Consider the following 26,182-nt stretch of genomic DNA (forward strand, 5'->3'; position numbering starts at 1 on the left):
TTGCGACGAGATGATCAGCCGACCATCGTCTTCCGCAGCCACGCCGTGATGAGCTCCATCGCCTCGCCCATCTTCGAGATCGCGCAGTGCCCGGTGTCCGGAAGCAGGTGCACCTCGGTGGCGCGGCGGCCGGTGAAGACCAGGGTGTCGTGCTGCGGGACGTGCACGTCGTCCGCGCCGTTGACGACCAGCATCGGAGCGTTGGCGTCCCGGTCCAGCAGTGGCCGCAGGTCGAACTCGGCGAAGGCGTCGTCCCGTTCGGCGGCGCTCGGCGGGGCGTCGAAGCCCAGCGCGTTGCCGACGATCCCGTCCATGCCGAACGCGAACCCGCGCCCCCGCACGAACGACCGTTCCACCGGGCCGCCCAGCACCACGGCCGCGTCGACCGCACCGCTCAGGCCCGTCCGGGCCGCGTAGTAGCCGCCCATTGAGATGCCGAAGTACCCGACCCCGACCCCGCCGCCGACCGCCCCGCCGCCGCCCACTCCGCCACCGACCGCCCCGCCGCCGCCCACTCCGCCACCGACCGCCTCGCCGGCGATCGTCCGGGCGTGCGCCACCAGGCCTTCGATCACCTCGGCGCCGCCGTCCGGCGTCATCGGGAGGTGCGAGGTCTCGCCGGTGCCCGGGAGGTCGAACAGCAGCAGGCGCACCGGCAGGGCGAGCGCGAGCCGGACCCACAGGCCGTGCAGGTCCATCTTCCAAGAGTCGACGCCGCCGCTCGCCAGCAGTACGGGCGCGTCGGCGGGCAGGCCGGGGGCGGCCATCAGGTGGACGGTGACATCGGTCGTGCCGGTGCCGGTGCCGGTGCCCGCGCCCGGGCGTCCGCCCCCGCCGTACGGGACGGTGAGCGTGCGGCGCTCGAACTCCACCGGGAAGCCGGCCGCGGCGAGCCGGTACTGCTCCGCCTGGCGGGCGAGCGCGGCCCGCTTCGGCCCGTCGGCCAGTGACGGGAACTTCGCCCAGCCGTACGCCTGCGCCGCGAGGTCCGGACGCCCGGCGGCCGCGTGCCGGGCGGCCAGGGCGGACCACTCGTGCACCCAGCCGCCCGGCCGGTCGGGCCACATCTCGGTGACGGCGGCGCGGACGGCGTCCACTTCGTCGGCGGGGAGGCCGAGGGTCATCTGCGGGTAGCGCTCGGCGAACAGGTCCTGCGGGTCCAGCGGCCAGATGAAGGGCATGTCGAGACTCCTGCCGTGGCTGGGGGGCTGCGTCCTTAAAGCCGGAACTCTTGCGTTAATGACTATGCGCCTCCATCGACCCTTAACGCAAGTGGTCCTGCGTTAGGGTGATGGGCATGGAATCGGAAGAGTCGGAACCGGTGCGGAGGCGACCGGGCGGGCGGGCCGCGCGCGTCCGCGAGGCCGTGCTGGCCGCCGCCGCGGACGTCCTCGTCGAACACGGCGCCGCCAAGCTCACCATCGCCGGCGTCGCGGCCCGCGCCGGCGTCAACGAGACCACGGTGTACCGCCGTTGGGGTACCCGCGAGAAGCTCGTCCTGGACGCCCTCCTCGCCGCCAGCGACCAGGGCATCCCCGTCCCCGACACCGGCGACGTCCGCGCCGACCTCACCGCGTTCGCGACCGCGCTGGCCGAGTACCTCGCCACCCCCCTCGGCCGAGCCGTCGCCCGGGCCGCCGTCCTCGGCGCGGACGACCCCGCCCTCGCGGAGGCCTGGCAGGAGTTCTGGCGATCCCGCCTCGACCAGGCGGCCGTGATGATCCAGCGGGCCGTCGACCGCGGCGAACTCCCCGCCGGCACGGATGCCGCCGTGGCCGTCGAGCTCCTCGCGGCCCCCGTGCAGTCCCGGGCGCTGCTAGGGCACCGGCCGCCGGAACCGGACTTCCCGGGGCGACTGGCGGCGGTGATCCTGGACGGCCTGCGGGGTCGGTGAGCCGGCGGGTGGCGAGGCCGGCGGCGGCCGGTCGCGTCGGCACCGTGTCCCCCGACACCGTGACCGACGTGACCGGCATGCCCCCCGGGGTGCCCACCGGCTCGTGCCCCCCGGCACGGTGCCCGGCACCCCCACTGCGGCCGGCGCCACCCCCTGTCGGGCGCCGGCCCACGGCCGTCGGTCCGAACCCGGCGACGGCCGTTGGCACCGGGCCGCCCGCACCACCGGACAGCCCGCCGCGGCCGCGACGTCCCCCCGTCGTGGGCCGCGCCCCCGAGCGCGTTCCGGTGGCACCGCACACCTCGGCGCCACGGAGATCGTGACAGTGCGGAGGCCCTCCGCACATTGCCAGGACCCGGCAATCTTGACGCCCCTTTGACACCCGGAAACGCGCGTGTGCCCAAGCGCGCCCGCCCGCGTTCATGCGCGCCCGCCGGCCGGCGTCGCTACAGCGGCTGCTCCGGCCAGTTCAGGAGCCGGGCCCCCATGGCCGCCGTCTCCAGCGTGAAGCGCTGGAGGGCGTCGGACGGGTCGTAGCCGGTCAGGGCCTTGATCCGCTCCAGGCGGTAGCCCAGGGTCCGGACGCTCAGGCCCAGGCGGCGGGCGGCCTCCGCGTTGACGTAGGCCGTCTCCGACTGGACCACGATCGTGTCCAGCAGCGGGCGGGCCCCGCCCCTCGCCTCCGTCAGCGGGCCCAGGACCGTCCGTACGAGGTCCGCCATGGCCGCGCGGTCGCGCATCAGCACCGGGAAGACGAGCAGCTCCTCCGCCTTCAACTGCCGTGCGGGGAGGGCGAGCCGCTCCGCGTAGTCGAGTGCCCCCAGTGCCTCCTCGTAGCTGCGCAGCACCCCGCTCGCGCCCGAGTGGCGGCGGCCCGTCGCCACCCGCCGGACCGGGCGGTAGCCGGTGCCGGGGCGCAGGGCCAGTTCGGTGAACGCCTCCAGCACCACGCGTTCGCTGTCCGGGGCGATGCACACCAGCCGGCCGTCCTTGCCGGTCAGCAGGACGCCCCGTTCGCCGAAGCGCCCGACCAGTTCCCGTTCGACCCGGCTCACCAGGTGGTGCACGTGGTGCGCGTCCGCCGCGGGCCCGTCGACGGCGGCCACCGCGACGGCGTAGGCGCTGGCGAGCCGCAGGCCGAAGCGGTCGGCGCGTTCGGCGAGGGCGCCGAGGTCGGTGCGGCCGTGCAGCAGGTCGTCGATGAACTCCCGCCGCGCGGACTCCTCCTGGCGCACCGCCATGCGCTGGGCGCGTTCGTGGCCCTCGCCGAGGGCGGCGAGGGCGGCCTCGGTCGCGGCGAGGACGGCGTCGCCGGTGCGGCGCAGGTCGCCGACGCCGCTCGCGGCGGTGACGTCCGGCAGGGTGTGCCAGGCCCGGCGGGTGGCGGCCAGGCCGTGGGCGACCACCTCGCGCAGGCCGTAGCCGGCTTCGGCGCAGTGCTCGCCGAGGGTGCGCAGGTGCTCCAGTTCGGCGCGGCGCGGGAGCCGGCCGGTGCGGGCGACCTGGGCGAGCAAGTCCGTGCAGGCGGTGGCCAGTTCGGTGGGTATGCCGGGGCCGGGTCCGGGTTCGTTCCCCGCCGTCATCGTGTTCCGCCCCGCTCTTCCTTCGTGCCGCTACCGGCGCGGAACCCTAGCAGGACCGCTACGGACCGTCCGGCCCAGGCCCGTCCGGCCCGGGCCCGCCCGCCGCCGATTCGCCGGGCCCAGGCCCGCCCGCCGCAGAGTCGCCCGGCTCCGCTCCCAGCGGCTCGCGGAAGTGCAGGACGAAGCGCGCGCTGCTGCCGTCGATCCGCCGCCGCACGTACAGCGCCGGGGCGCCGTCCGGGGTGCAGCTGACGCCCTCGCGCACGAGCAGCGGCGTGCCCGCCGGGACGCCGAGGAGTTCGGCGTCGGCGAGGTCGGCGCCGATCGCGCCGAACGCCCGCCAGTCGTACTCCAGCTCGACCCCGGCGGCGCGGGCGAGGTCGAGCACCAGGTTGCCGGGCCGGCCGGGCCGGACGAGCTCCGCGGGCAGCGGCCCGAACGGCACCCAGTAGCTGCACGCCGCCCGGGCCCGCCCGCCGAGGCGGATCACCGTGTCGACGCGGGACAGCTCGCCCGGCCCGCGGCCCAGCTGCCGGGCGGCCTCCTCGTCCTCCGCCGAGCCGGCCACCGGCCGCGCGCCCAGCACGAACTCCCCGTCCCCGCCCTCCGGGGCGCCCGGCAGCGCGCTGTGCACGCTCCCGAGGTCGAACCGCTGGCTGCGCGGGTCCACCGTGATCGAGACGCGCACCGCCGGCGGCCGGACGAACGTGCCGACCCCGCGCCGGATCTCGACGACGGCCGCGCGCTCCAGCTCCGCCACCGCCTGCCGGACGGTGAGCCGGTTCACACCGAACTCGGCGCTCAGCTCCGGTTCGCTGGGCAGCCGGGCGCCCGCCGGGTACGCGCCGGCGTCGATCCGCTCCTGGAGCTGTCGCGCCAGGCGGCGGTAGAGGGGGGTGCTGGGAGGGTTGGTCGCCACGGGCACGATCCTACGAAGCTCCCGGCCCGACGATTCCCGTCCGGCGCGGGCCCGGCTCGACGCGGGCCCCGGCTCGACGATCCGGCCCGGGAGCGGTGCCATGGAAGGTAGCCCCGGGGCACGGCGGCTTGCCCGCGACCCCTCGGAGCGGTTAGACATCTGGACGACACATCTAGATGTCTAGATGTCCTCTCGAAAGGCATAGGCCGCGCATGTCCCTGGTCAACTTCCGCGACTCCGCCGTCCTCGGCGACCCCGAGGGCCTGCGGGTTCGCCCCGGTGTGCTCTACCGCTCCGCCCAGCCGTTCCCGGCCGCCGACGCCGCCACCGTCGAGCAGCTGCGGGCCTGCGACATCCGCACCATCGTCGACCTGCGCGACGGCTCCGAGACCGACCCGGCCGACTGGGCCGCCGCCGAGTCCGCCGGGATAGCCGTCGTCGCGGCCCCGGTGAACCCGGCCACCGACGGCCTCGCCGAGCGCTTGCGCACCATGACCACCGCCGCCGACCTCGGCGACTTCTACGTGCTGATGGCCGAGTCCGCCCCGGCCGCCGTCGCCGCCGCCGTCGAGGCCGCGGCCCGTCCGGGCGCCGTCCTGCTGCACTGCGCGGCCGGCAAGGACCGCACCGGGCTGCTCACCGCGCTGCTGCTCGACCTGCTGGGCGTCCCGGCCGAGCTCATCGTCGCCGACTACGTCCGCACCGCCGACGCGCTGCCGCAGATCTTCGCCGGTCTCGCCGACCGCCACCGCACCGCCCTCAACGAGCGGCCCGACCTGCACATCCCGGCCCCGCTGCTGCAGGCCCCGGCCGAGGCGATGGCCGTGTTCCTCGACCTGGTCCGCACCCGCCACGGCGGCGCCGCCGCCTTCCTGCCGGCCTGCGGCGTGAGCGCGGAGACGCTGGCCGCGTTCCGCGCCAAGGCCTCCGCCGATGCCTCCGCCGATGCCTCCGCCAAGGCCTCCGCCGATCCCGCTGATGCCGCCGATCCCGCCGTCAGTGCCGGCGTCGTGGAACCCGCGGCAGGCTGAGGCCCGGGAGCCGCAAATCCCGTTGCCGCCGCCCGCCCCTCCTGGCAACGTGCATCGGCATGACCGCGCTGTACGGGATCCGGGCCGACCACGACGAGCGGACGATCGTCCTCTACCAGGCGTACGCCCCCGCCGTCGCCGACCCGGCGCTCGCGGCGGGCCGGTTCGTGGCGCCGTTCTCGTTCCGGCGGATGACCTGGATCAAGCCGTCGTTCCGCTGGCTCATGCACCGCAGCAACTGGGCCCGCAAGCCAGGCCAGACGCGGGTGCTGGCGGTCCGGATCACCCGCGAGGGCTGGGAGGAGGCCCTGGCCCGGGCGGTCCTGACGACGGCGCACCCGGACGAGGTCGCGGGTGCGGCCGTGCACGTCCAGTGGGACCCGGAGCGGACGCTGCGCGGGGGAGCGCTCAACCACTACAGCATCCAGGTGGGGGTGGGCCGTTCGCTGATCCGGACGTTCGCCGACGAGTGGGTGGTCGGCCTCACCGACCTCACGCCGCGGGTGCACCGGATCGCCGACCTGGTCCGGGCCGGCCGGGCGGCACAGGCCGAGCGCCTGCTTCCGCCCGAGCGCCCGTACCCGCTGCCGGCCGCGATCGCCCGCCGCCTGGGAGCGGACTGACCTCCGCGGGTCCCGCCGTCCCGGCCCGTCCTCACACGTCCCGCCGCCGGACCAGGACGACCGTCACCGCCACCGCGACCACGCCCCACACCCCCATGGTGATCCACGAGTCCAGCACGCTCGGCGCGTACTTCCCCATCGTGGTCGTCGAGTTCGGATTGATGGCGAGCCGCTGCACGGTGGCCAGCGGCAGGTGGGTGCCGATCTCCTTGAGCCACCGGTAGCGGTCCCCGCCGAACATCATCGGCAGGATGAACAGCAGCATCACCAGCGAGACGATCGACGCGGTCGCGTGCCGAAGCAGCGCTCCCAGCGCCATCCCGATCAGCGCGCAGACCGGCACGATCGCCGCGTACCCGAGGACCGCCCGCAGGCAGCCGTCGTCGGTGATGGACAGCCCGACGTGCCGGGAGGCCAGCATCGCGTTGGTGGCGAAAAAGGAGACCACCGACACCACCGCCCCGGCGAGCGCGGTGATCCCGCCGATCAGCAGCACCTTGGCGCCGATCACCCCGCGCCGGTCGGGCACGGCGGCGAACGTGGTGCGGATCAGCCCGGTGGTGTACTCGCCGAAGACGGTGATCGCCCCGAGGCTGCCCGCCGCGACGGCCATCAGCGCGCTCGAAATGCTGCCGAGCCCGTGGTACAGCGGGTCGTACCGGTACGGCGGCATGCCGGGCATCCGCGCGGGCGGGTGGTCGATGTACGTCAGGTCGGTGTGGACGGCGTTGATGTTGACCGCGATCGCCACCAGCGAGGCCAGCGCGAGCACCCAGTAGGTGGACCGCAGCGAGCGGAGCTTGATCCACTCGGCGGCGAGCAGGTCGGTGAAGCGGGGCAGCGGCGCCCCGGGGTGGAGCGGCGCCGCCGGCTGGAGCGGGGCTGCGGGCTGAACGGTCACGGTACTCATCGGGCATCTCCGGCCAGGTACTCGACGCTGTCGGCGGTCAGGGACATGAACGCCGACTCCAGGGAGGACGTACGGGGGGCGAGCTCGTGCAGCACCACGCCGTGCCGCAGGGCCAGTTCGCCGATCCGGGCGGCGGGCAGGCCGGTCACCAGGCCGGTCTCCGGGCCTTCGCGCCGCACCTCGGCGCCCGCGTCCGTCAAGACCGGTACCAGTGAGGCGAGTTCGGGCGTCCGCACGGCCACGCCCGCCGCCGTGTGCCGGGCCGAGAAGTCCGCGAGGCTCTCGTCGGCGATCAGCCGGCCCCGGCCGATCACGATCAGCCGGTCGGCGGTGTGCTCCATCTCGGCCATCATGTGGCTGGAGACGAAGACCGTCCGCCCCTCCTCCGCGAGCCGCCGGAACAGCCCGCGCACCCACAGCACGCCCTCCGGGTCCAGCCCGTTGAGCGGCTCGTCGAAGAGCAGCACCGGCGGATCGCCCAGCAGTGCGCCGGCGATGCCCAGCCGCTGCTTCATGCCCAGCGAGTACCCGCCGATCCGGCGCCCGGCGGCTTTGCCGAGCCCGACCTCCGCCAGCACCTCGTCCACCCGCCCGAGCGGGATCCGGTTGCTGCGGGCCAGCGCCGCGAGGTGCGCCCGGGCGCTGCGCCCGCCGTGCACGTCCTGCGCGTCCAGCAGGGCGCCGACGTGCCGCAGGCCGCGCGGGCGCCCGGCGAACGGGACGCCGTCGACGGTGACGGTGCCGCCGGTGGGCGTGTTGAGCCCCAGGACCATCCTGAGGGTGGTGGACTTGCCGGCGCCGTTGGGGCCGAGGAAGCCGGTGACGGTGCCCGGCCGGACGGTGAAGGACAGGTCGTCGACGGCGAGCTTGTCGCCGTACCGCTTGTTGAGTCGCTCGATCTCGATCACGGGGACAACGGTGCCGGTCGGAGCCGTGCACCGGCATCGGGCGACGGGACACACCGCGCGGCCCACGGGACACACCGCGCGACCGGTGCAGTGGCCCCGGGGATTAGGCCCGTGGGCCACTGTGCGGCGCACGGATGATCGATACGATCGGGCGATGATCACCGAAGCCCGCCCGCCGCTGCTCCGGCGCCTGCCCCCGGGCGTGTGGGTGGCGGCGTTCTGGGCGGCCGTCGTCGTCTTCCGGTTCTTCACGCGCGCCGACGAACTGCGCCACCTCCTCACCTACGACGGCAACCCCGAGGACATGCCGCTCGTCGTCACGGCGGTCGTCACCACGTCCGTCGCCGCGCTGCTGGTGCGCCTGCCGCTCGCCGCCATCGCGGTGGCGCTCGCGGGCGGCCTCTTCTCGCTCGGCATGTGGAAGGTCCCCGAGACGACCGTCCTCCAGTTCCTGATCGCCGACGCCGTCGTCGGCTACTGCGCCGCCATCCGCACCCGGCTCGTCTCCCTCTGCGCCGCCGGGATGCCGCTCGCCATGCTCCTCGGACTGTTCCTCTGGGGCGCCCTCAACGGCTACCCCGTCAACCCGATGGCCTACGGCGGCATCGGCGCGACCGTCGCCATCGCCTGGCTCGTCGGCAACACGATCCACCAGAGCCGCCGCCACACCGAAGCCCTGCGCGGGCGCGCCACCGAACAGGCCGTCACCGCCGAACGGCTGCGCATCGCCCGCGAGTTGCACGACATGGTCGCCCACAACATCGGCATCATCGCGATCCAGGCCGGCATGGGCCGCCGCGTCATGGACACCCAGCCCGCCGAGACCCGCAACGCGCTCGACGCCATCGAGGCCACCAGCCGCGAGACCCTCGCCGGACTGCGCCGCATGCTCGGCGCGCTGCGGCAGGGCGAGGGCGAGTCCGCACCGCTCGAAGTCGCGCCCGGACTGGCCGAGTTGGACCGGCTCGTGGCGAACACCGCGGTCGCCGGCGTCCGCGTCGCACTCACCCGCACCGGCGAGCCGCGCCACCTGCCCGCCGACGTCGACCTCGCCGCCTTCCGGATCGTCCAGGAGGCGGTGACCAACGTGGTCAAGCACTCCGGGACGAGGGACTGCCACGTCACCGTCGACCACCGCCCGGACGAGGTCGAGGTCACCGTCGTCGACCTGGGCGTCGGTGGCGGCGCGGGCGGCGGCTCCGGATCCGGCCCGGGGCACGGCCCGGGCCCGGGGCGCGGATCCGGCACCGGCTACGGCATCGCCGGCATGCGCGAACGGGTCAGCCTGCTGAACGGCGAGTTCAGCGCCGGCCCGCGCCCCGAAGGCGGCTTCCGCGTCGCCGCCCGACTACCGCTCCCCGCGGACTTCCCCCTGGAGGTGGGACCGTGATCCGAGTCGTCCTGGTCGACGACCAGCCGCTCATCCGCACCGGCCTGCGCGTGCTCATCGCCGACACCCCCGACCTGGAGGTCGTCGGCGAGGCCGGCGACGGCGCCGAGGCCGTCGACCTCGTCACCCGGCTGCGCCCGGACGTCGCCGTCATGGACATCCGCATGCCCGGCGTCGACGGCATCGAGGCCACCCGCCGCATCGCCGCCGACCCCGGCGTGGACACCCACGTGCTCGTCCTCACCACCTTCGACGACGACGACTACGTGTACGGCGCGCTGCGCGCCGGCGCGAGCGGGTTCCTCGTCAAGGACCTCGCCCTGGAGACCATCCTCGACGGCATCCGCGTCGTCGCCGCCGGGGACGCCCTCATCGCGCCGAGCGTCACCCGCCGCCTGATCGGCGAGTTCGCCGCCCGCCCGCAGTCCGCGCCGACCCCGCGCCGGCCCGTCGCCTCGATCGTCACCGAACGCGAACGCGAGGTGCTCACGCTGGTCGGGCGAGGGCTGTCGAACGCCGAGATCGCCGCGGAACTCGTCATCAGCGTGGCCACGGCGAAGGCGCACGTCGCCCGGCTCTTCGCCAAACTCGACGCCCGCGACCGGGTCCACCTGGTCATCCAGGCCTACGAGTTCGGCCTCGTCGCACCGTAGGTCCCGACGGCGCCTCCGCGCCCCTGTCCCCCCGGGCACGGCAAAGCGCCGGGGCGGGCCCGCACTGCCCGCCCCGGCGCCTGTTTTCCGGCGGCCTTCAGATGGTTCTCACGTGGTGCTCAGACGGTTGCCCGGATGGTTGCCCGGACGGGTGCCCGGACAGTTCAGGGAACGACCGGGTGCGAGATCTCGCAGCCGCCCGCGCCGCCGTTGTAGTCGTTCGCCCAGGTGCCCTGCATCGCGAACGAGCCCGTCGCGAGCGTCACGTTCTGCGCGCCGCCCACGCCGCCGGTGCCCTTCCAGGCGCACTTGTCGGCGTTCTCCGAGCCGGACGAGTCGGTCCAGCCGCCGGCCGGGTTCTGGTCGGTGATGGTCTCGGAGTACTCGTGGCCGTACACCATCGTCACGCCGTCCAGCAGGCCCGCGGTGCCGGTGTTGACGTAGTTCTGGCCGCAGGAGGTGCCCATGTCGGTGACGTACGGGTCGTTGGTGAACGCGATGTCGCCGTACGGGGAGGAGGCCGCGCCGCCGCTCAGGGTGGAGTCGCCGTTCCAGTCGTGCCAGGCGCAGAAGCTGCCGGAGGTGGTGTTGAAGCCGTCCGGGTGGGTGCCGGTGGGGGAGAGCACCACGTACTGGACGTTGCGGTTGGCCGCACCGGTGGTGTTGCCGAAGTGCCCGGCGGCCTTGATCGCCTCGTTGGCGATCTGGTTGCCGGTGGCCTGGCCCGGGGCGGCGGCCGACGGGTCGACCCAGACGCCGGCCAGCGCGCCGCCGGTCGGGTAGCCGACGTGGGCGGCGGTGGACGGGCAGGAGGTCGCGCCCTTGGTGATGCCCTCGCAGTACTGCGTCATGACGCCGGACCAGGTCTCGTTGTTCGTGCCCAGGCCCTTGAACAGCTGCTGCGCGCGGACGGCGATGCCGCTCGGGTCCCCCGAGAGCGTGGTGTAGCCGTTGGCGTCGGTGCCCTGGGTGCCCCACTGGGAGCCCCAGAAGACCAGGTAGACCTTGGGCGCGCCGGTGGTGACGCCGATGCCGTCGACACCGCCGCCGTAGTTGAGGTTCGACGTGCGCTTCCCGGCCGCGGCGGCGCCGGCCTCCTTGGTGGGGACGACGCCGTGCCGGTACGGGTGGGTGTGCCCGGCGAACTCGCTGCCGGGCTGGTCCGCCTGCGCGGGTGCGGCGGCGGCGAAGCCCGCGGCGGCCAGCACCAGCGAGGAGAGGCCGGTCAGGACTCTGGAGGTGGGGGACATGCCCATCGTGAGGGTTCCTCTCTGCCGCCGGCGCGGAGGTGTGGGGTGCGCCGGCGGTTCATGGGGCCGAAAGGGTGGCCCGAAGCAAAGCAGAGCCGCTGAAAGCGGGTCAACGAGATCGGAAGCAAAGGAAACCCAGCCGTACCGTAGCGAACTCCAAAAGCGGGCAGGTCAGAGCACGTCCATGCGCGTAGCGACGCCTTCTATCAACATTCGGAGGGGAGTTCCGCAACAGTATGGAGACCGTCCACACAACACGTCGGGGCCCCGGCCGGGTTGGTCCTCCCGGCCGGGGTCCTCGCGCCTCACGTCAGTTGCCGGCGGGCGGCTCGACGGCGGGTGGCTCGGCGGCGGGCGGCTCGACGGCCGTGTTCTGGCCGGCGACGATCCGCCAGCCGTCCTCCTGCCGGGCGACGACGTAGAGCGTCGCCCCGCGCACGCCGTCGACCGGGTTGCCCGCCCGGTCGGTCGGCTGCTGCGCGACGTTCACCGCGATGACGTCGGGCGCGATCTCCAGCAACTTGACCACGTCGTAGCGCGCGTAGGAGTCCGCGAGGAACCCCTTCAGTGCGGGCCCGCTGAACTCGGCGATCGACGCGCGGTCGTCCAGCCGCAGGCCGCGGGCGTTCGACCACGACGTCCGCCGCGCGAACTGCGCGGCCAGCGCGTCCCCGTCCTTCTCGTTGAACGCCCGCTCCAGCGCCTTCACCACCCCGGTCACCGCCCGCCGCACGTCCTCCGGGACGGACCCCACCACCAGCACGTCGTTCGTCATGACCTGACCTCTCGCCTCTCGCCCGTCGCATCGACGGATCGGATGCGACCATTCGATGAGCTCAAGCGCCCTTGAGGTCAAGTGCCGTCCCGCGCAAGGAGTCCGGCCCCGGCACCACCAGCGCCGCGACCAGCGGGAACGCCACCACCGCCGCGTACGCCCACGCGTAGCCCGTCACGCCGATCAACGCACCGGCCGTCGGGGCGACGCCCGCCGCCACCGCGTTCTGCACCGTCGTGTGCACCCCCAGCGCGCGGCCCGCCCACGAACCGCCCGCGTACTCGGCCACCGCCGTGAACGACAGCCCGTTCGTCGACACCGTCACCACGCCCGCGGCCATCAACGCCACCGTCGCCGCCGCCGAGTGCGCGAACGCCCCCGCCGCAAGCACCGCCAGTACGCCGGCCGCCGTCAGCGCCAGACGCCGCATCGGCACCGTCCGGCTCCCCGCCCGGTCCGACCACCACCCGGCCGCCAACCGCGCCCCGGCCCCTGCCACCTGCACACCGGCCAGCACCGGACCGGCCGTCGACGGCGACCAGCCGCGCTCCTCCACCAGGAACACGAACGCGAACACGGACACCGTGAACTGCGGCACGACCAGCAGCGTCGCCGCACCGTGCAGCCGCCACAACACCGGTGTCCGGTACGGGTTCCCGCGCTTCTCCCCGGAGCCGCCCCCGAGCCGCGCCGGGTCCCGCACCAGCACGACGACCAGCAGTGCCGCGGCCACGCTCAACGCCCCGAGTACCGCCAGCGCCAAGGACCGTCCGTGTGCGGCCAACGGCGGCAGCAGGAGGGCCGCCAGCGCGACCCCCAACGGCAGCGACGTCTGCCGCAGCCCCATCGCCAACCCGCGCTCCCGCGCCGGGAACCACCCGAGGATCAACCGCCCGCTCGACGCGTGCGCCGACGCCCCGGCCGCCCCCGCGACCAGGAAGCACACCGCCAACCCGACCGTCCCGTGCACCGCCGACGCCCCCAGCAGCACCAGGCCCCCCACCCCGAGGCCCGACGCCAGCACCCACCGCTCCCCCCAGCGGTCCGCCGCCGCACCCCAGGCCGCGAGCGTCAACACCAACCCGATGGTGGGACAGGCCGCCACCAACCCCGCCTGCCCCAGGGACAACCCGCCCGCCCGCAAGGCCGGAATGAGGTACGGCAACCCGAACTGGAACGCACACCCCGAGGCCATCGCCACCATCCCGACGACCAACACCACCCACCGCCGCCCATCACCCATACCGCCCACCCAACCCGACCACCCCCACCCCGGCCACCCCCGCCCACCCAATGGACACCCCACCCGCAAAACATCGCCCACGCCGACTTCCCCCGCGCCGCAGCCCCAGCCGGCCCCACGTCGCTTCACCCGTGCCCTTGTCGCCGGGCACGAGAAGTCGGCCGCCTCGACTTCCTACGCGCCGCGACCCCAGGCGGCCCCGCGTCGCTTCGTCCGCCCCCTTGTCGCCGGGCACGAGAAGTCGACGTGCCCGACTTCCTGCGTCCCACCTCGCCAACGGCTCCGCGTCGCTTCGCCCGTGCCCTTATGGCCGGGCGTGAGAAGTCGACGTGCCCGACTTCCTGCGCGCCTCAGCCCCAGGTGGCCCCGCGTCGCTTCGCCCGTGCCCTTATCGCCGGGCGCGAGAAGTCGGCGGGCTCGACTTCCTGCGTGTCGCTGCTCCAGGCGGCCCCGCGTGGTTTCGGCCGTCTCCTTTGTCGCCGGGCGCGGGAAGTCGGCGAGCTCGACTTCCTGCGTCCCACCTCGCCAATGGCTCCGCGCCCGGCGGTGTCGGTTCCACCTACTCTGCACGCTCTGCACGAAAAGTCGATGAGGCCGACTTTTCGTCAGCGCTCCGCTCATGGCCCCTAATCGCCGGGCGCGAGAAGTCGACGTGCTCGACTTCCTGCGTGTCGCTGCGCCAGGTGGCCCCGCGTGGTTTCGGCCGTGTCCTTGTCGCCGGGCGTGAGAAGTCGGCGAGCTCGACTTCCTGCGTCCCACCTCGCCAACGGCTCCGGGTCCGGCGGTGTCGGTTCCACCTACTCTGCACGCTCTGCACGAAAGGTCGATGAGGCCGACCTTTCGTCAGCGCTCCGCTCATGGCCCCTAATCGCTGGGCGCGAGAAGTCGACGTGCTCGACTTCCTGCGTGCCCCTGCGCCAGGTTGCCCCGCGTTGCTTCGCCTGCTCCTCAACGGCCGGGCACGAGGAGTGGACGGGCCCGATCTTCCGCGCGTCACCCGGCGGCCGGCGGTGCCGCGTCGATTCGCCCAGCTCCCAACCGCTGGACACAGGAAGTCGATTGGCTCGACTTCCTGTGTCCGGCAGGATCCGCTTTCCGACCGTGTTGCTTCCAACTGTTGGCCTGCGTGGCTGTGCCCGCTGGCTTGCGGGCATGCGGCCGCCGGTTGGGGCGGGTGCGCAGGGTGCGTGGGAGGTCGATTTGGCCGACTTCCTGTGCGGGCGCCTCCACTCCGCCTGCTGGCGCCCCGGGGTGGAGCTGCTTCTATTCGCCGGGCGCGGGAAGTCGGCCGGCTCGACTTCCTGTGCGCTGCTGTGCCGGGTGGTTCCGCGTCGCTTCGCCTTGCCCCAGCGGCCAGGTACGAGAAGTCGGCGGGCTCGACTTCCTGCGCGCCGCTGTGCCAGGTGGTCCCGCGTCGCTTCGCCTTGCTTCCGGCGGCTGGGCGTGAGAAGTCGACGGGCTCGACTTCCTGCACGCTGCTGTGCCGGGTGGTCCCGTGTGGCTTCGCCTTGCCCGCAATGACCGGGCGCGGGAAGTCGACGGGGCCGACTTCCTGTGTGCCGCTGGCCCTGCGTCCGGCTGGGGTGCTTCCAGTTGCTGGCTTGCGGGCATGCGGCCGCCGGTTGGGGCGGGTGTGCAGGGTGCGTGGAGGTCGATTTGGCCGACTTCCTGTGCGGGCGCCTCCACTCCGCCTGCTGGCGCCCCGGGGTGGAGCTGCTTCTATTCGCCGGGCGCGGGAAGTCGGCCGGCTCGACTTCCTGCGCGCTGTGCCGGGTGGTCCCGCGTGGCTTCGCCTTGCCCCCCAGCGGCTGGGCGTGAGAAGTCGGCGGGCCCGACTTCCTGCGTGCCGCTGTGCCGGGTGGTCCCGCGTCGCTTCGCCTGGCCCCCGGCGGGCGGGCGTGAGAAGTCGACGGGGCCGACTTCTTGCGCACCAGCCTTCGCTGCCCCGGGCGGTTCTGTGTGGATTCGCATGCGGGAGGTCGACTTGGGCGACTTTCTGTGTGCTGCATGGCCCCAAGTGGTGTGGTGTTGATTCGTTCGATTCCCAGGGGGTGGGCGCCAGAAGTCGGTCGGCCCGACTTCCTGCGCGCGGTCTCAGGTGGGTAGGCGGCGGTAGGCGGTGGCCACCTTCAGGAGCCAGGTGATCTCCTCCTGCGGGGTGGCGCCGCCGGGGTGGGTGGGTTCGGGGGGCATACCGGTGGCCGGGGGGTGGCCGGTGGTGTGGTGGTGGAGGGCGGCGTGGAACCAGGCGGCCTCGGCGCGCGCTCGGTCGCCCGGCGCGACCGCGGCGACCGCCGCGCCCGCGCCGGGGGCCGAGGACGGCAGGCCGTCCCGCAGGGCCAGTGCCGCGTCGCGGATCTCGAACGCCCGGTGGGCGACGTCCAGCGAGCGGTCGCCGAGGGCGAAGAGGTTGCGGACCCGTCCCGCCGGGGTGCCGAAGACGACCTGCGGCGCCGCCGCGACGAGGTCGGCCCAGAGGGGGTGGAGCCGCCACATGGCGTGCTGGTCGCGGACGTAGCGGCTCACCGTCCGCAGGGGCGGCATGGCGAGGCCGAGCACGAGCAGGATGGCCGCCGCAGCCGGCAGGAGCTCGCCGACGGGGTCGTACGGCGGGACGGGTTTCCCGGTGACGGGGTCGTGTGCGACGACGGTGTGCGCCGCGATGTAGTACACCCGGTACAGGACGTACACCGCCCCGGTCCCGGTGCTCGCCGCCATCAGCCGGACGCCCGTCCGCAGGAGGCCGCGGGGCACGTTGAGCCGGTTCGACCAGAAGAGCCGGGAGGCGAGCAGCGTCGAGGCGAAGAAGAACAGGTAGTAGACGGTGAGGTAGAGCTGCACCGGCCGGTCGGCGTAGTGCGCGTCGATGCCGTCGGGCCCGATCTGCTCGTGCTTGAAGAAGAAGACCGACAGCACCGCCATCACTCCGCACGCCACGGCCGCCGCCGCGTGCCGGACCTTCGCCGAGCGGATGCCCGTCCCTGGCTTCCCGTGGATCGCGAAGACGTAGTCGAGCAGGCAGGTCGCCGCCGCGATGCCGAGGAGGTGCTTGATCAGGACGGACACCTCGGGCAGCCCGGTGCCGTCCTCCAGGAGGCGGGCGACGGGGGCGGGCCGGGTGGTGAGCGCGAGCGCCATCGCGGCCACGGTGCCCCAGAGGGCACGGGTGGCGGGGGAGCGGAAGGCCCGGGGCGCGCGCCAGGCGACGGCGGTCCACAGGAGGGCGGGGACGAGGATCTCGAAGACGGAGCGCAGCATCCTCAGCCTCGCCCTCCCGAGGACCGCCGCCCGCGCCGGAGGGGTTCGACCGGGCTGAGCATGCTGTCGACGAGCCGTTGGGAGGATTCCGTGCGCGCGCGGTCGGTGCCCGCGAGGTCGGCGAGCAGCAGGGCTATCATCTCCGCCTCCTGTTCTTCGACGGTGGTGTAGCTCGTGCGGGCCAGGCCGAGGGCCCGGGCGACGAATTCGGGGGTGAGGTCCGGCAACAGACCGGTGAGGTGGCGCAGTTCGAGGACGCCGGTGTGCTCGCAGGCGACGTGCCCGAGTTCGTGGAGCTTGATGAGGTCCTGGTGGGCGGGGGTGGTGTGCCGTTCGTAGAAGACGACGTCGATGCTGGGGAGGGCGATCCACAGTCCGCAGGGGGCGTCGTGGCCGAGGGCGGGCAGGGGTTCCATGGCGATCGGCCGGCCGCGGTGGCGTTCGAGTGAGGCGCGGAAGCCCTCGACGGTGAACGGGACGGGCAGGTCGAGGGCGCCGAGGATGTTCTCGCAGCGCCTGCGGAGGCCGCGGGGAAGTGGCATGCGGGAAAACGTTCCTTCAGTCGGCGGCGATCGGCGAGCGGGCGCACGTGCATGCGAGCGGGCGTACATGCGGGCGGGCACACGAGCAGGCGGACGGCCTCAGTTCGCGTCCGAGCCGCTGAGGCCGTCCGCTCGCGACGCCCCTTCCTCCAGGGTCTTGAGCCGTTCGGCGAGGACGAGCAGCATGTTCAGGCTGTTGTCGGACAGTCCCGAGGCGCGCTTGACCAGGCTGACCACCCCGGAGTTGCCGAGGGCGTGCCGGAGGTCCCCGAACTTGTCGAGGCGGTCGAGCTGTTCGTCGACGTCGGCGGTCCTGCGGTCGTCCAGGAAGTAGGCCGCGCCCTGCCGGATGCCGAAGCCGCGGCCGAGCCAGTCGAGGGTGTCGACGGTCGGGTTGGGGCTCTGGCCCTTCTGCGTGACGCCGTGGTGGAGGTTGCGGATGGTGTCCTTGGAGATGACGTCGCGTCCGGCCAGGGTGTTGATGCGGTCGGCGAGTTCGCGGTAGGTGGGGGCGCGTCCGGCGGCCCGGGCGGCGTCGCGGGAGATCAGGTGGTCGATCTTGTCGGCGATGGCGCGGGCGCGGCGCGGCGGGTGTTCGGGCGCAGCGGGGCGATCCGCAGCGGGGCGATCCGCGCCGGGGCGGTCGACGACGGGGTGGTCAGCGCCGTCCGGCTCGTGTTCGCGCACGTCACCCGCCCCTCCGATCGATCCGGGGCACCAACCTATCGCGGGGGCCCGGCCCGCTGAATCCCTACGGGCGGCCGAGTTCCGTGATCCGCATGATGCGCCCGTGCGAGTCGAGGACGACGTCGTACGTGTTGCCGTAGCAGCCGTAGGGGGTGGCAGGAGGGCGGGCGGCGAGGCAGTCGTCGAGGTGGGTGAGGAGTTCGGGCAGCGGCACCGGCTTGGCGGGGTCGCCGTGCCGGCGGTCGACGAGGGCGGCGTCGACGCCGGCGGCGGCGAAGGAGTAGTGCATCGGGCGGCCGACGGGCTCGAAGCGGTTCGGCGAGCAGAGGTACCGGGTGGCCCGGGCGGTGAGCCCGGGGCCGTCCAGGGCGCCCGTGGCGTCCGCCGCCCCTGCCGGGTCCGCCGGGTCCGCGGCGACGACGAGCAGCACGGTGTGCCCGGGGTGCTCGCCGGCCGGCGAGCACGTGGCGGGGGCGGACGGCAGTGAAGGGACCGCCTCGACGGCGTCGTCACCGGCGTCACCGGCGTCCCCGGGGTCGCCGGCGTCCCCGGGGTCGTCGTCCGGGCCACCGGACTCGCTGGACGCGCTCACGGCCGTCGGGTGCTCGTCGACGGGGGTGCAGGAGGCGAGTCCGGCGACGGTGAGGGCCACGGCGGTGCAGGAGAGGACGGCGGTGAGCAGGATGCGGGGCGTGGCCATGGCACCAGTCTCCCCGGCAACGTGGCGGACGTGTACATCCGGTCGTGGACGCGGACATCCGGTTACACGTGTGCGGGCCGGGGTGCGGTTCCCGTCCCCGTCGGATGTGCGGACCCGACGGGGACGGGAAGTTCAGGAGGGCCGGAAGTTCAGGAGGGCCGGAAGGCCAGGACGACCGGAGGCTCAGGGCCGGTTCACACCGCGACCGGCCGCCCGGCTTCGTACGCCTCCCGCACCCGCGCCTGCGCCCGTGCGTCGCCGCCCAGGTGGTCGAGCCCGAGCAGGGCCGCCCCGAGCACCGGCGGCGCGACGACGACCCGCGGCTCGGCCAGCGGCGCGGCCTTCGCGAGCCGCGCCGTGACGTTGTCGAGGAGCAGCGGCTGCCGGGAGGCGAGCACCCCGCCGCCGAGCACGACCGGGGCGGGCGCGTCGAGCAGCTGCAGCCGGGTGAGCGCGACGACGGCGAGCCGGACGATCTCGTCGGCCTGCCGGTCGACGAGCTCCCGCGCGGTCGGGTCCCCCGCGTCCGCGACGGCGAACAGCACCCGGACGATCTCGTGCAGCCGCGCCGCCGGCAGGTGCCCGAGGTGGACGGCCTCGGCGACGGCGCCGGCGCTGGGCAGCCCGTAGTGCTCGGCGATGGCCCGGGCGAGGGCGGTGGGCCCGCCGCGCCCGTCCTCGGCGCGCACGGCGTGCCACATGCTGTGGCCGGCGAGGCTGGCGCCGCCGCCCCAGTCGCCGGTGAGCTCGCCGAGGGCGGGGAAGCGCGCGGTGCGGCCGTCCGGGAGGAGGCCGACGCAGTTGATGCCGGCGCCGCAGACGACGGCGACGCCGCGCGGGCCGTCGGTGCCGGCGCGCAGCAGGCCGAAGGTGTCGTTGACGACGGTGTTGCTGACGCCCCAGGGGTGGGATTCCAGCGCGGTGCGCAGCGCCTCCTCCTCCACGGGGAGGTCGGCGTTGGCGAGGCACGCGCTGACGTGGGTGGTCAGCCGGCCGGTCCAGGTGGGGTGCCCGGCCGTGCGCGCGGCCTCCTCGACCAGCGGGGCGAGGCCGGCGACGGCGGCCGCGCCGCCGATCTTCTGCGGTGCGAAGCCGCCGCCGCGGGCGGTGCCGAGGACGGTGCCGTCCGCGCCGATCAGGGCGACGTCGGTCTTGGAGTTGCCGGCGTCGATGGCGAGCACGCCGGGCAGGACTGGTTCGGGCTGGTGGGTCATCAGGTCCCCGCGACTCGTACGTGGCCCGGCCGAGGGTGCCCGGCCGGGTGGCCCGGCCGGTGGTTTCCCCGGCCGGGGGGGTGGGCGGTCCGCTCGCGGAGCCCGGCCCGCGACACCCTCATATCGCGGGCCGGGCCGTCCACGGCGACGCCGGGGCGCGGACGTCGGGCCGTCACAGCGGGCCCGGGACGCCTGCACGCCCGGATGCCCGGGACGCCTGCACGCCTGCACGCCCGGACGCCAGAACGCCCGGACGCCAGAACGCCCGGACGCCTGCACGCCCGGACGCCAGAACGCCCGGACGTCAGGACGAGCGCGACCGCCCGGCGCCCCGGACGTCAGGCCCAGGCGAGGTGCTCGCGGTTGTGGGCGAGCAGCCGGTCCGTCAGCCGGTCGGCGAGGTCGAACTGGCCGACCAGCGGGTGGGCGAGCAGCGCGTCGTACACGCGGTCGCGCCCGCCGCGCAGGGCGGCGTCGAGGGCGAGGTGCTCGTACGAGGTGACGGCCGCGACGAGCCCGGCGTAGAGCGGCTCGACGAGCCGCTGCGGCAGCGGGCGGACGCCGGCCGCGTCGACCTCGGCCGGCACCTCGATGACGGCGTCGTCGGGCAGGAAGGGCAGCACGCCGTCGTTGCGGGTGTTGACGACCTGGACGGAGGTGCCGCCGTCGGTGCCGAGCAGGGCGGCGATGAGCTGGACGGCGGCCTCGGAGTAGAACGCGCCGCCGCGCTTGCCCAGCAGTTCGGGCTTGGTGTCGAGGCCGGGGTCGGCGTACATCTCCAGCAGCTGCCGCTCGATCTCGGCGACCTGCGCGGCCCGCGAGCCCTGCGCCTTGAGCTCCTCGACGACCTCGTCGTGCTGGTAGTAGTACCGCAGGTAGTAGGACGGGACGACGCCGAGGCGCTGCACGACGGCCTGCGGCAGGTGCAGGTCGTCGGCGATCTCCTTGCCGAAGTCGCGGAGCAGCTCGGGCAGCACCTCCCGCCCGCCCGCCGCGCCGGGGGCGTCGAGCAGGGTGACGCCGCGCTCCCAGGTGAGGTGGTTGAGGCCGACGTGGTCGAGCCGGACGAGCTCCGGTGCCACCCCGAGGTGCGCGGCGAACTTCCGCTGGAAGCCGATCGCGACGTTGCACAGGCCGACGGCCTTGTGCCCGGCCTCCTGGAGGGCCCGGGTGACGATGCCGACCGGGTTGGTGAAGTCGACGATCCAGGCGTCCGGGTTGGCCCGGCGGACGGTGTCGGCGATGTCCAGCACGACGGGGACGGTGCGCAGCGCCTTGGCGAGCCCGCCGGCGCCGGTGGTCTCCTGGCCGACGCAGCCGCACTCCAGCGGCCACGTCTCGTCCTGGTGGCGGGCGGCCTGTCCGCCGACGCGCAGCTGGAGCAGGACGGCGTCGGCGTCGGCGACGCCGGCCGCGACGTCCGTCGTGGTGGACACGACCGCCGGGTGGCCCTGCTTGGCGAAGATGCGCCGCGCCAGCCCGCCGATCAGCTCCAGCCGTTCGGCGGCCGGGTCGATCAGGACGAGTTCGCCGATCGGCAGGGTGTCCCGCAGCCGGGCGAAGCCGTCGATCAGCTCCGGGGTGTACGTCGAACCACCGCCGACGATCGCCAGCTTGAGAGCGGACCTGGGAGCGGACTTGGGAGTGGACTTGGTTGCGGACATCAGCCCTTGACCCCTGTCAGTGTCACGCCTTCGATGAAGGCCTTCTGCGCGAAGAAGAAGAGGAGGATCACCGGTGCCATCACGAGGAGGGTGGCGGCCATGGTGAGGTTCCAGTTGGTGTGGTGGGCGCCCTTGAAGGACTCCAGGCCGTAGGAGAGCGTCCAGGCGGCGTGGTTCTCGCTGGCGTAGATCTGCGGGCCGAAGTAGTCGTTCCAGCAGTAGAAGAACTGGAACAGGGCGACGGCGGCGATGGCCGGCTTGGCCATCGGCAGCACGACGCGCAGCAGGGTGCGCAGGTCGCCGCAGCCGTCGATCCGGGCCGCCTCGATGTACTCCTTGGGGATGGTGGTGAGGAACTGGCGCAGCAGGAAGATGGAGAAGGCGTCGCCGAAGGCCATCGGGATGATCAGCGGCCACAGCGTGCCGGTGAGGTGCATCTGCTTCGCCCAGAACAGGTACATCGGGATGATGGTGACCTGCGGCGGCAGCATCATCATCGAGATGACCGCCATGAGCGCCAGTTTCCGGCAGCGGAAGCGGAACTTGGCGAGCGCGTAGGCGACCGGGAGGCTGGAGACGACGGTCAGCAGCGTGCCGGCGCCGGCGTAGACCAGGGTGTTGCGCCACCAGGTGAGGAACCCGGGCGCCTCCCACACCTTGGTGTAGTTGCCCCACTGCCAGGAGGTGGGCCAGTAGTTCGTCGTGAGCGCCTGGCTGTCCGTCATGACGGAGGTCAGGAAGGCGAAGACGAACGGGAGGATGAAGAACAGCGCGGCGGCGATGCCCAGGGCGTGGACGGCCACCCAGTTGAGCGCGGCGCGCCGCCGGGCGGCCGCGGAGGCGGCCGAACGTCCCGAGGGCGACGAGGCCTTGGCGAGTACGGGGGTGCTGAGAGTCATGAACGGGTCCTCACTGGTCCGCTGATCCGCTGATCCGCTGGTCCGCTAGTCCTCGCTCGCCATGAAGCCGGAGCGGCGGCGCAGCAGGAGGGAGGTGACGGCCATCGCGATGGCGAACAGGACCAGGGCGACGACGCAGGCGGAGCCGGTGTCGAAGCGCTGGAAGCCGAGGTTGTACACCATCTGCGGCAGGGTCCAGGTGGAGCCCTGCGGGAAGCCGGGCTCGAACTGCTGCCCGGAATTGCCCGCGATGCCGCTGGCGACGCGCCCGGCGACGATCGCCTGGGTGTAGTACTGCATGGTCTGGATCACGCCGGTGACCACGGCGAACGTGATGATCGGCGAGATGTTCGGCAGCGTGACGTAGCGGAAGCGCTGGAGCGGCCCCGCGCCGTCGAGTTCGGCCGCCTCGTACTGCTCCTTGGGCACGTCCAGCAGGGCGGCCATGAAGATCACCATCAGGTCGCCGATGCCCCACATGGCGAGCATGGTGAGCGCGGGCTTGGACCAGTTCGGGTCGGCGAACCAGCCGGGCTGCGGGAGCCCGAGCTCGCCGAGGAAGTGGTTGACCGGGCCGGTGCCGGGGTTGAGCAGGAACGCGAAGGAGACGGTCGCGGCCACCGGCGGGGCCAGGTAGGGCAGGTAGAAGGCGGTGCGGAAGAAGCCGACGCCGCTCTTGATCTTCGTGATGAGCAGCCCGATGCCGAGCCCGAACAGCACCCGGAGGGACACCATGACGACGACGAGCCAGAGGGTGTTGCGCAGGCCCTGCCAGAAGAAGGGGTAGTGGTTGAAGACGTAGTCCCAGTTCTTCAGCCCGTTGAAGGCGGGGGCCGAGAACCCGTCGTACTTCATGAAGGAGAAGTAGACGGTGGAGATCAGCGGGTACAGGAAGAAGACGCCGAAGCCGATCAGCCAGGGGGAGAGGAACGCGAGGGTGCGGGCCGCCTCCCGGCGGCGCTTCCGGCGCAGCAGGTGCTGCGTGGAGTGCGCCGCCGGGTCGGCGGGTCCGGTGCCCTTGCGGGTGCCGAACGCGAGTGCCATGGGGTGCTCCGAGTGCCGTGTTCTTCGGACTGCCGTGCCGGGCCGGTTACTTCGCCTGGGCGATGGCGGCGTCGATCTCCTTGGCGGTGGCGGCGAGGCCGGCCGCGAGGTCGGGCTGCTTGCCGGACTCGTACGCGTAGCCGAGGTTCTGCAGCGACACGATGTAGGCGCCGCCGTTGGCGCTGGCCGGGGTGGTGCCGGAGTTCGGGTTCTTCGCGATGTCCAGGAAGGTCTTGAAGTTCGGGTCGCCGCTGAGCTTGGGCGAGTCGAGCGCGGCGAAGGTGCTCGGCACGTTGTGGATCGCGTTGGCGAAGCCGACGACCGCGTCCGTGTCGGTGGTCAGGTACTTGACGAGCTCCCAGGCGGCGGCCTGCTTCTTGCTGCTGCGGGCGATGCCGATGACGGTGCCGGTCTGGTAGCCGCGGCCGTAGGTGGCGGCCTGGTCGTCCGGCACCGGGAACGGGGCGGTGGCCCAGTCGAAGTCGGGCTTGCTCTCGGCGAGCGAGTTGGTGCGCCACTCGCCGTCGATGGCCATGGCGACCTGGCCGGTGTGGAAGGGGTTCTTCTCGCTGAACTCCTCGCCGAAGGTGGAGCGGTACTTCTCCAGCTTGTCGAAGCCGCCGAGCTTGTCGACGAGGCCCTTCTGCCAGGTGAGCATCGCGGCGACCTTCGGGTCGGAGGCGACGGCCGACTTGCCGTCCGCGCCGAAGTACGCCGGCCCGTACTGGCCGAGGAAGTGCTCGGTGGTGGACTCGTAGCCGTGGTAGTCCGGCATGAAGCCGAGCTGCTTGAAGCCGTCGCCGTCGGGGACGGTGAGCTTGGCCGCGGCGTCGGCGAACTCGCTGAAGGTCTTCGGCGGGGCGGTGATGCCGGCGGCGGCGAAGGCCTTCTTGTTGTAGTAGAGGCCGTAGGCGTCGCCGAGCAGCGGCAGGGTGCACTGGTTGCCCTGGAACTGCGTGTAGTTGAGCATCGCCGACGGGAAGGTCTTGGCGGCGTCGATGCCGCTCTTCTTCAGCAGCGGGTTGAGGTCGATGAAGGCCTTGGTCGAACAGAACATGCCGACGTTGTTGGTGGTGAAGGAGGAGACCACGTCCGGCGCGTCGTCGCCGCCGGCCCGCAGGGCCTGGTTGACCTTGTCGTCCGCGATGTTGGCCACGGCCTTGACGTGGATGTTGGGGTGGGCCTTCTCGAAGGCGGCGATGTTGTCATTGATCGCCTTCACCTCGTTGTCCTGGCTCCAGCCGTGCCAGAAGGTGATGGTGACGTCCTTGCCGCTCGCCGAGTCGTCGCTGCCGCCGGCGTCGTTGCTGCCGGTGCAGGCGGTGGCGAGCAGGGCGAGGACGGCGCTGCCGGTGACGGCGGCGATCGTGCGGCGGCCTCTGCGGGAGGTGGTGGGGTGCACTTCGAGGTCCTCCTGGGGGTGCGCGGGCAGGCGTCATTGCCTCGTCGCCCGCGGTCGGGGGTTGGGGAGAGGTGGGTGCAGGGGTGGATCGCAGGGGGAGTCGGCAGGGGCAGGGGGCTGTCAGTGGGTGGAGAAGACCGCCTCGCGGGCGGCCGCCAGGGCGCGCTGGAGCGCGCCGAGCAGGACGGGTGAACCGGCGAGGGCGCTGCTGCGCACCTCCGGGCGGGCGATCGAGAGCCGGGCGAGCTCCTCCTGGACGAGCGCGCGCAGATGTTCGCCGCCGGCGCTCGGCACGCCGCCGGAGAGGACCACCAGTTCGGGGTCGACGACGGCGACGATCACGGCCAGCCCGACGGCGATCCGGCCGGCCAGTTCGCGGAGGAACTCCTCGCCGGCGCCCGGGGTCGCCAGGGCCTTGGCGATGGTCTCCTCGGCGGTGGGCGCGCCGAGCCCGTGCTCGCGGGCCAGCGCCCGGACGGCGGCCGCGCCGACCAGGTCCTGGAACCCGCCGAAGTTGCGGCGGCGCACGTCCCGCACGACCGGCGAGCCGGGCACCGGCATGTAGCCGACCTCACCGGCGCCGCCGGTGAAGCCGCGGTGCAGCCGCCCGGCGATCACGATCGCGGCGCCGATCCCCGCACCGGCCCACAGCAGGACGAAGTCCTCGGAGCCCCGTGCCGCGCCCGAGGCCTGCTCGGCGACGGCGGCGAGGTTGACGTCGTTCTCGATCGACACGGGGGCGCCGATCTCCCCGGTCAGCTCCTCGACGAGCGTCGGCGAGTGCCAGCCGGCCAGGTGGGAGGCGTAGCGCAGCTTGCCGGTGACGGGGTCGGGTGCGCCGCTGACGCCGATCACGACGGTGTGCAGCGCGCCCTCGCCGATCCCGGCCGCCCGGACCGTGTCGGCGACCGCCGCGGCGACCCGGGGGACGGTCCCGGCGGCCGGGGCGCCCTTCACCGGCACGACGTGCTCGGCGAGCGTGCTGCCGGTGATGTCGGCGACGGCGACCCGGATCCCGGTGGCCGTGACGTCCACCCCGGCGACGTACCCGGCGGCCGGATTCACCTGGTACAGCTGCGCGTTGGGCCCGGGCCCGCCCGCCGTGGTGCCGACCGGCAGGACCAGGCCCGCCGCCTCCAGGCGCGCCAGCAGCTGGGAGGCGGTGGGCTTGGAGAGCCCGGTGAGCGTGCCGATCTGGGTGCGGGAGAGCGGTCCGTTCTCCAGCAGCAGTTCGAGGGCGGCGCGGTCGTTGATGGCGCGCAGCAGGCTGGGGGTGCCGGCGAGGGGGGCCTTGGCGGTGGTCTTGGTCACGCGCAGAATCCTCCTCTTCCGGCAGGTCGGGGGCGTACCCGGGGGAACTCCCGGGGGTGTCCGGGGAGCGCCCGGGGGGTGTCCCGGGTCCACGGTGCGAACTGTTAGGAAACTTTCCAGTCGCTTGGGAAGGACCGTACGGTCAGCGTCGGCGGAGTGTCAATGGCCCGCCGGGCGGTGGATGCCGAAGCGTTACCGGGCAGCACGAAGCCCCGCCCCCACGTCGGTGGGAGCGGGGCTTTCGTTCGCGTGTCCTGGCCTTCCCGGCCGCTGCGAAGGGGT

General features: G+C 73.5%; 23 protein-coding genes. 5 read left to right on the forward strand and 18 right to left on the reverse strand.

What is annotated here, in order from left to right; genetic code table 11:
- Positions 1–14: 14 nt before the first annotated feature.
- The gene (locus ACFXDE_RS22370; RefSeq protein ID WP_380496596.1) at positions 15–1,181 is read right to left on the reverse strand and encodes an alpha/beta hydrolase; all 1,167 of its coding nucleotides are present in this window, start codon (positions 1,179–1,181) and stop codon (positions 15–17) included.
- 116 nt (positions 1,182–1,297) lie between these two features.
- Between ACFXDE_RS22370 and ACFXDE_RS22375 the strand changes: the two genes are divergently transcribed.
- On the forward strand, positions 1,298–1,894 hold the full coding sequence (locus ACFXDE_RS22375) for a TetR/AcrR family transcriptional regulator (RefSeq protein WP_380496597.1): 597 nt from the start codon (positions 1,298–1,300) through the stop codon (positions 1,892–1,894).
- A 446-nt stretch (positions 1,895–2,340) separates the two neighbouring features.
- Here the strand turns inward: ACFXDE_RS22375 and ACFXDE_RS22380 are convergent, their stop codons facing one another.
- Positions 2,341–3,477, reverse strand: coding sequence for a PucR family transcriptional regulator (locus ACFXDE_RS22380; RefSeq protein ID WP_380496598.1), 1,137 nt, complete (start codon positions 3,475–3,477; stop codon positions 2,341–2,343).
- A 58-nt stretch (positions 3,478–3,535) separates the two neighbouring features.
- Positions 3,536–4,396, reverse strand: a complete 861-nt coding sequence (locus ACFXDE_RS22385) for a GntR family transcriptional regulator (protein ID WP_380496599.1) — start codon at positions 4,394–4,396, stop codon at positions 3,536–3,538.
- Positions 4,397–4,608: 212 nt separating this feature from the next.
- Between ACFXDE_RS22385 and ACFXDE_RS22390 the strand changes: the two genes are divergently transcribed.
- The gene (locus ACFXDE_RS22390; protein WP_380496600.1) at positions 4,609–5,427 is read left to right on the forward strand and encodes a tyrosine-protein phosphatase; all 819 of its coding nucleotides are present in this window, start codon (positions 4,609–4,611) and stop codon (positions 5,425–5,427) included.
- A 59-nt stretch (positions 5,428–5,486) separates the two neighbouring features.
- On the forward strand, positions 5,487–6,050 hold the full coding sequence (locus ACFXDE_RS22395) for a DUF4291 domain-containing protein (RefSeq protein ID WP_380496601.1): 564 nt from the start codon (positions 5,487–5,489) through the stop codon (positions 6,048–6,050).
- A gap of 31 nt (positions 6,051–6,081) precedes the next feature.
- Here ACFXDE_RS22395 and ACFXDE_RS22400 read toward each other — a convergent pair whose 3' ends face one another.
- Both ACFXDE_RS22400 and ACFXDE_RS22405 read right to left on the reverse strand, forming a co-directional pair.
- Positions 6,082–6,951: an ABC transporter permease gene (locus ACFXDE_RS22400; protein WP_380496602.1), complete on the reverse strand. Its 870-nt coding sequence runs from the start codon at positions 6,949–6,951 to the stop codon at positions 6,082–6,084.
- A gap of 5 nt (positions 6,952–6,956) precedes the next feature.
- Positions 6,957–7,868: an ABC transporter ATP-binding protein gene (locus tag ACFXDE_RS22405; RefSeq protein ID WP_380496603.1), complete on the reverse strand. Its 912-nt coding sequence runs from the start codon at positions 7,866–7,868 to the stop codon at positions 6,957–6,959.
- Positions 7,869–8,022: 154 nt separating this feature from the next.
- Between ACFXDE_RS22405 and ACFXDE_RS22410 the strand changes: the two genes are divergently transcribed.
- Complete coding sequence (locus ACFXDE_RS22410; RefSeq protein ID WP_380496604.1) at positions 8,023–9,258, forward strand: sensor histidine kinase; 1,236 nt, start codon at positions 8,023–8,025, stop codon at positions 9,256–9,258.
- A complete protein-coding gene (locus tag ACFXDE_RS22415) occupies positions 9,255–9,911 on the forward strand; it encodes a response regulator (protein WP_380441947.1) in 657 nt (218 codons plus the stop codon). The genes ACFXDE_RS22410 and ACFXDE_RS22415 overlap by 4 nt, the downstream gene beginning before the upstream one ends.
- 164 nt (positions 9,912–10,075) lie before the next feature.
- Here ACFXDE_RS22415 and ACFXDE_RS22420 read toward each other — a convergent pair whose 3' ends face one another.
- From ACFXDE_RS22420 to ACFXDE_RS22480, 13 genes are all read right to left on the reverse strand, one after another.
- Positions 10,076–11,167, reverse strand: coding sequence for a hypothetical protein (locus ACFXDE_RS22420; RefSeq protein WP_380441949.1), 1,092 nt, complete (start codon positions 11,165–11,167; stop codon positions 10,076–10,078).
- 304 nt (positions 11,168–11,471) lie between these two features.
- Positions 11,472–11,936 (reverse strand): SgcJ/EcaC family oxidoreductase, encoded by a 465-nt coding sequence (locus ACFXDE_RS22425; protein WP_380496606.1) that lies wholly within the window; start codon positions 11,934–11,936, stop codon positions 11,472–11,474.
- Positions 11,937–11,997: 61 nt separating this feature from the next.
- Positions 11,998–13,179, reverse strand: a complete 1,182-nt coding sequence (locus ACFXDE_RS22430; protein WP_380496629.1) for an MFS transporter — start codon at positions 13,177–13,179, stop codon at positions 11,998–12,000.
- A 2,094-nt stretch (positions 13,180–15,273) separates the two neighbouring features.
- Positions 15,274–16,437, reverse strand: a complete 1,164-nt coding sequence (locus ACFXDE_RS22435) for an MAB_1171c family putative transporter (protein ID WP_380496607.1) — start codon at positions 16,435–16,437, stop codon at positions 15,274–15,276.
- A gap of 2 nt (positions 16,438–16,439) precedes the next feature.
- The gene (locus ACFXDE_RS22440; protein WP_380496609.1) at positions 16,440–16,979 is read right to left on the reverse strand and encodes a hypothetical protein; all 540 of its coding nucleotides are present in this window, start codon (positions 16,977–16,979) and stop codon (positions 16,440–16,442) included.
- A 99-nt stretch (positions 16,980–17,078) separates the two neighbouring features.
- Positions 17,079–17,666: a hypothetical protein gene (locus tag ACFXDE_RS22445; RefSeq protein ID WP_380496610.1), complete on the reverse strand. Its 588-nt coding sequence runs from the start codon at positions 17,664–17,666 to the stop codon at positions 17,079–17,081.
- 64 nt (positions 17,667–17,730) lie between these two features.
- Positions 17,731–18,366 (reverse strand): hypothetical protein, encoded by a 636-nt coding sequence (locus ACFXDE_RS22450; protein WP_380496611.1) that lies wholly within the window; start codon positions 18,364–18,366, stop codon positions 17,731–17,733.
- Positions 18,367–18,560: 194 nt separating this feature from the next.
- Positions 18,561–19,580: an N-acetylglucosamine kinase gene (locus ACFXDE_RS22455; protein WP_380496612.1), complete on the reverse strand. Its 1,020-nt coding sequence runs from the start codon at positions 19,578–19,580 to the stop codon at positions 18,561–18,563.
- A 338-nt stretch (positions 19,581–19,918) separates the two neighbouring features.
- Positions 19,919–21,244, reverse strand: coding sequence for a 6-phospho-beta-glucosidase (locus tag ACFXDE_RS22460; RefSeq protein ID WP_380496613.1), 1,326 nt, complete (start codon positions 21,242–21,244; stop codon positions 19,919–19,921).
- The gene (locus ACFXDE_RS22465; protein WP_380496614.1) at positions 21,244–22,143 is read right to left on the reverse strand and encodes a carbohydrate ABC transporter permease; all 900 of its coding nucleotides are present in this window, start codon (positions 22,141–22,143) and stop codon (positions 21,244–21,246) included. Before ACFXDE_RS22465 ends, ACFXDE_RS22460 begins: the two co-directional genes overlap by 1 nt.
- Positions 22,144–22,188: 45 nt before the next feature.
- Positions 22,189–23,187, reverse strand: a complete 999-nt coding sequence (locus tag ACFXDE_RS22470; protein WP_380441968.1) for a carbohydrate ABC transporter permease — start codon at positions 23,185–23,187, stop codon at positions 22,189–22,191.
- A gap of 46 nt (positions 23,188–23,233) precedes the next feature.
- A complete protein-coding gene (locus tag ACFXDE_RS22475; protein ID WP_380441970.1) occupies positions 23,234–24,589 on the reverse strand; it encodes an ABC transporter substrate-binding protein in 1,356 nt (451 codons plus the stop codon).
- A gap of 120 nt (positions 24,590–24,709) precedes the next feature.
- Positions 24,710–25,900: an ROK family protein gene (locus ACFXDE_RS22480; RefSeq protein ID WP_380496615.1), complete on the reverse strand. Its 1,191-nt coding sequence runs from the start codon at positions 25,898–25,900 to the stop codon at positions 24,710–24,712.
- Positions 25,901–26,182: the final 282 nt, after the last annotated feature.

This window comes from Kitasatospora sp. NPDC059408 (assembly GCF_042751525.1).
In the GTDB taxonomy this organism is placed as follows: Bacteria; Actinomycetota; Actinomycetes; order Streptomycetales; family Streptomycetaceae; genus Kitasatospora.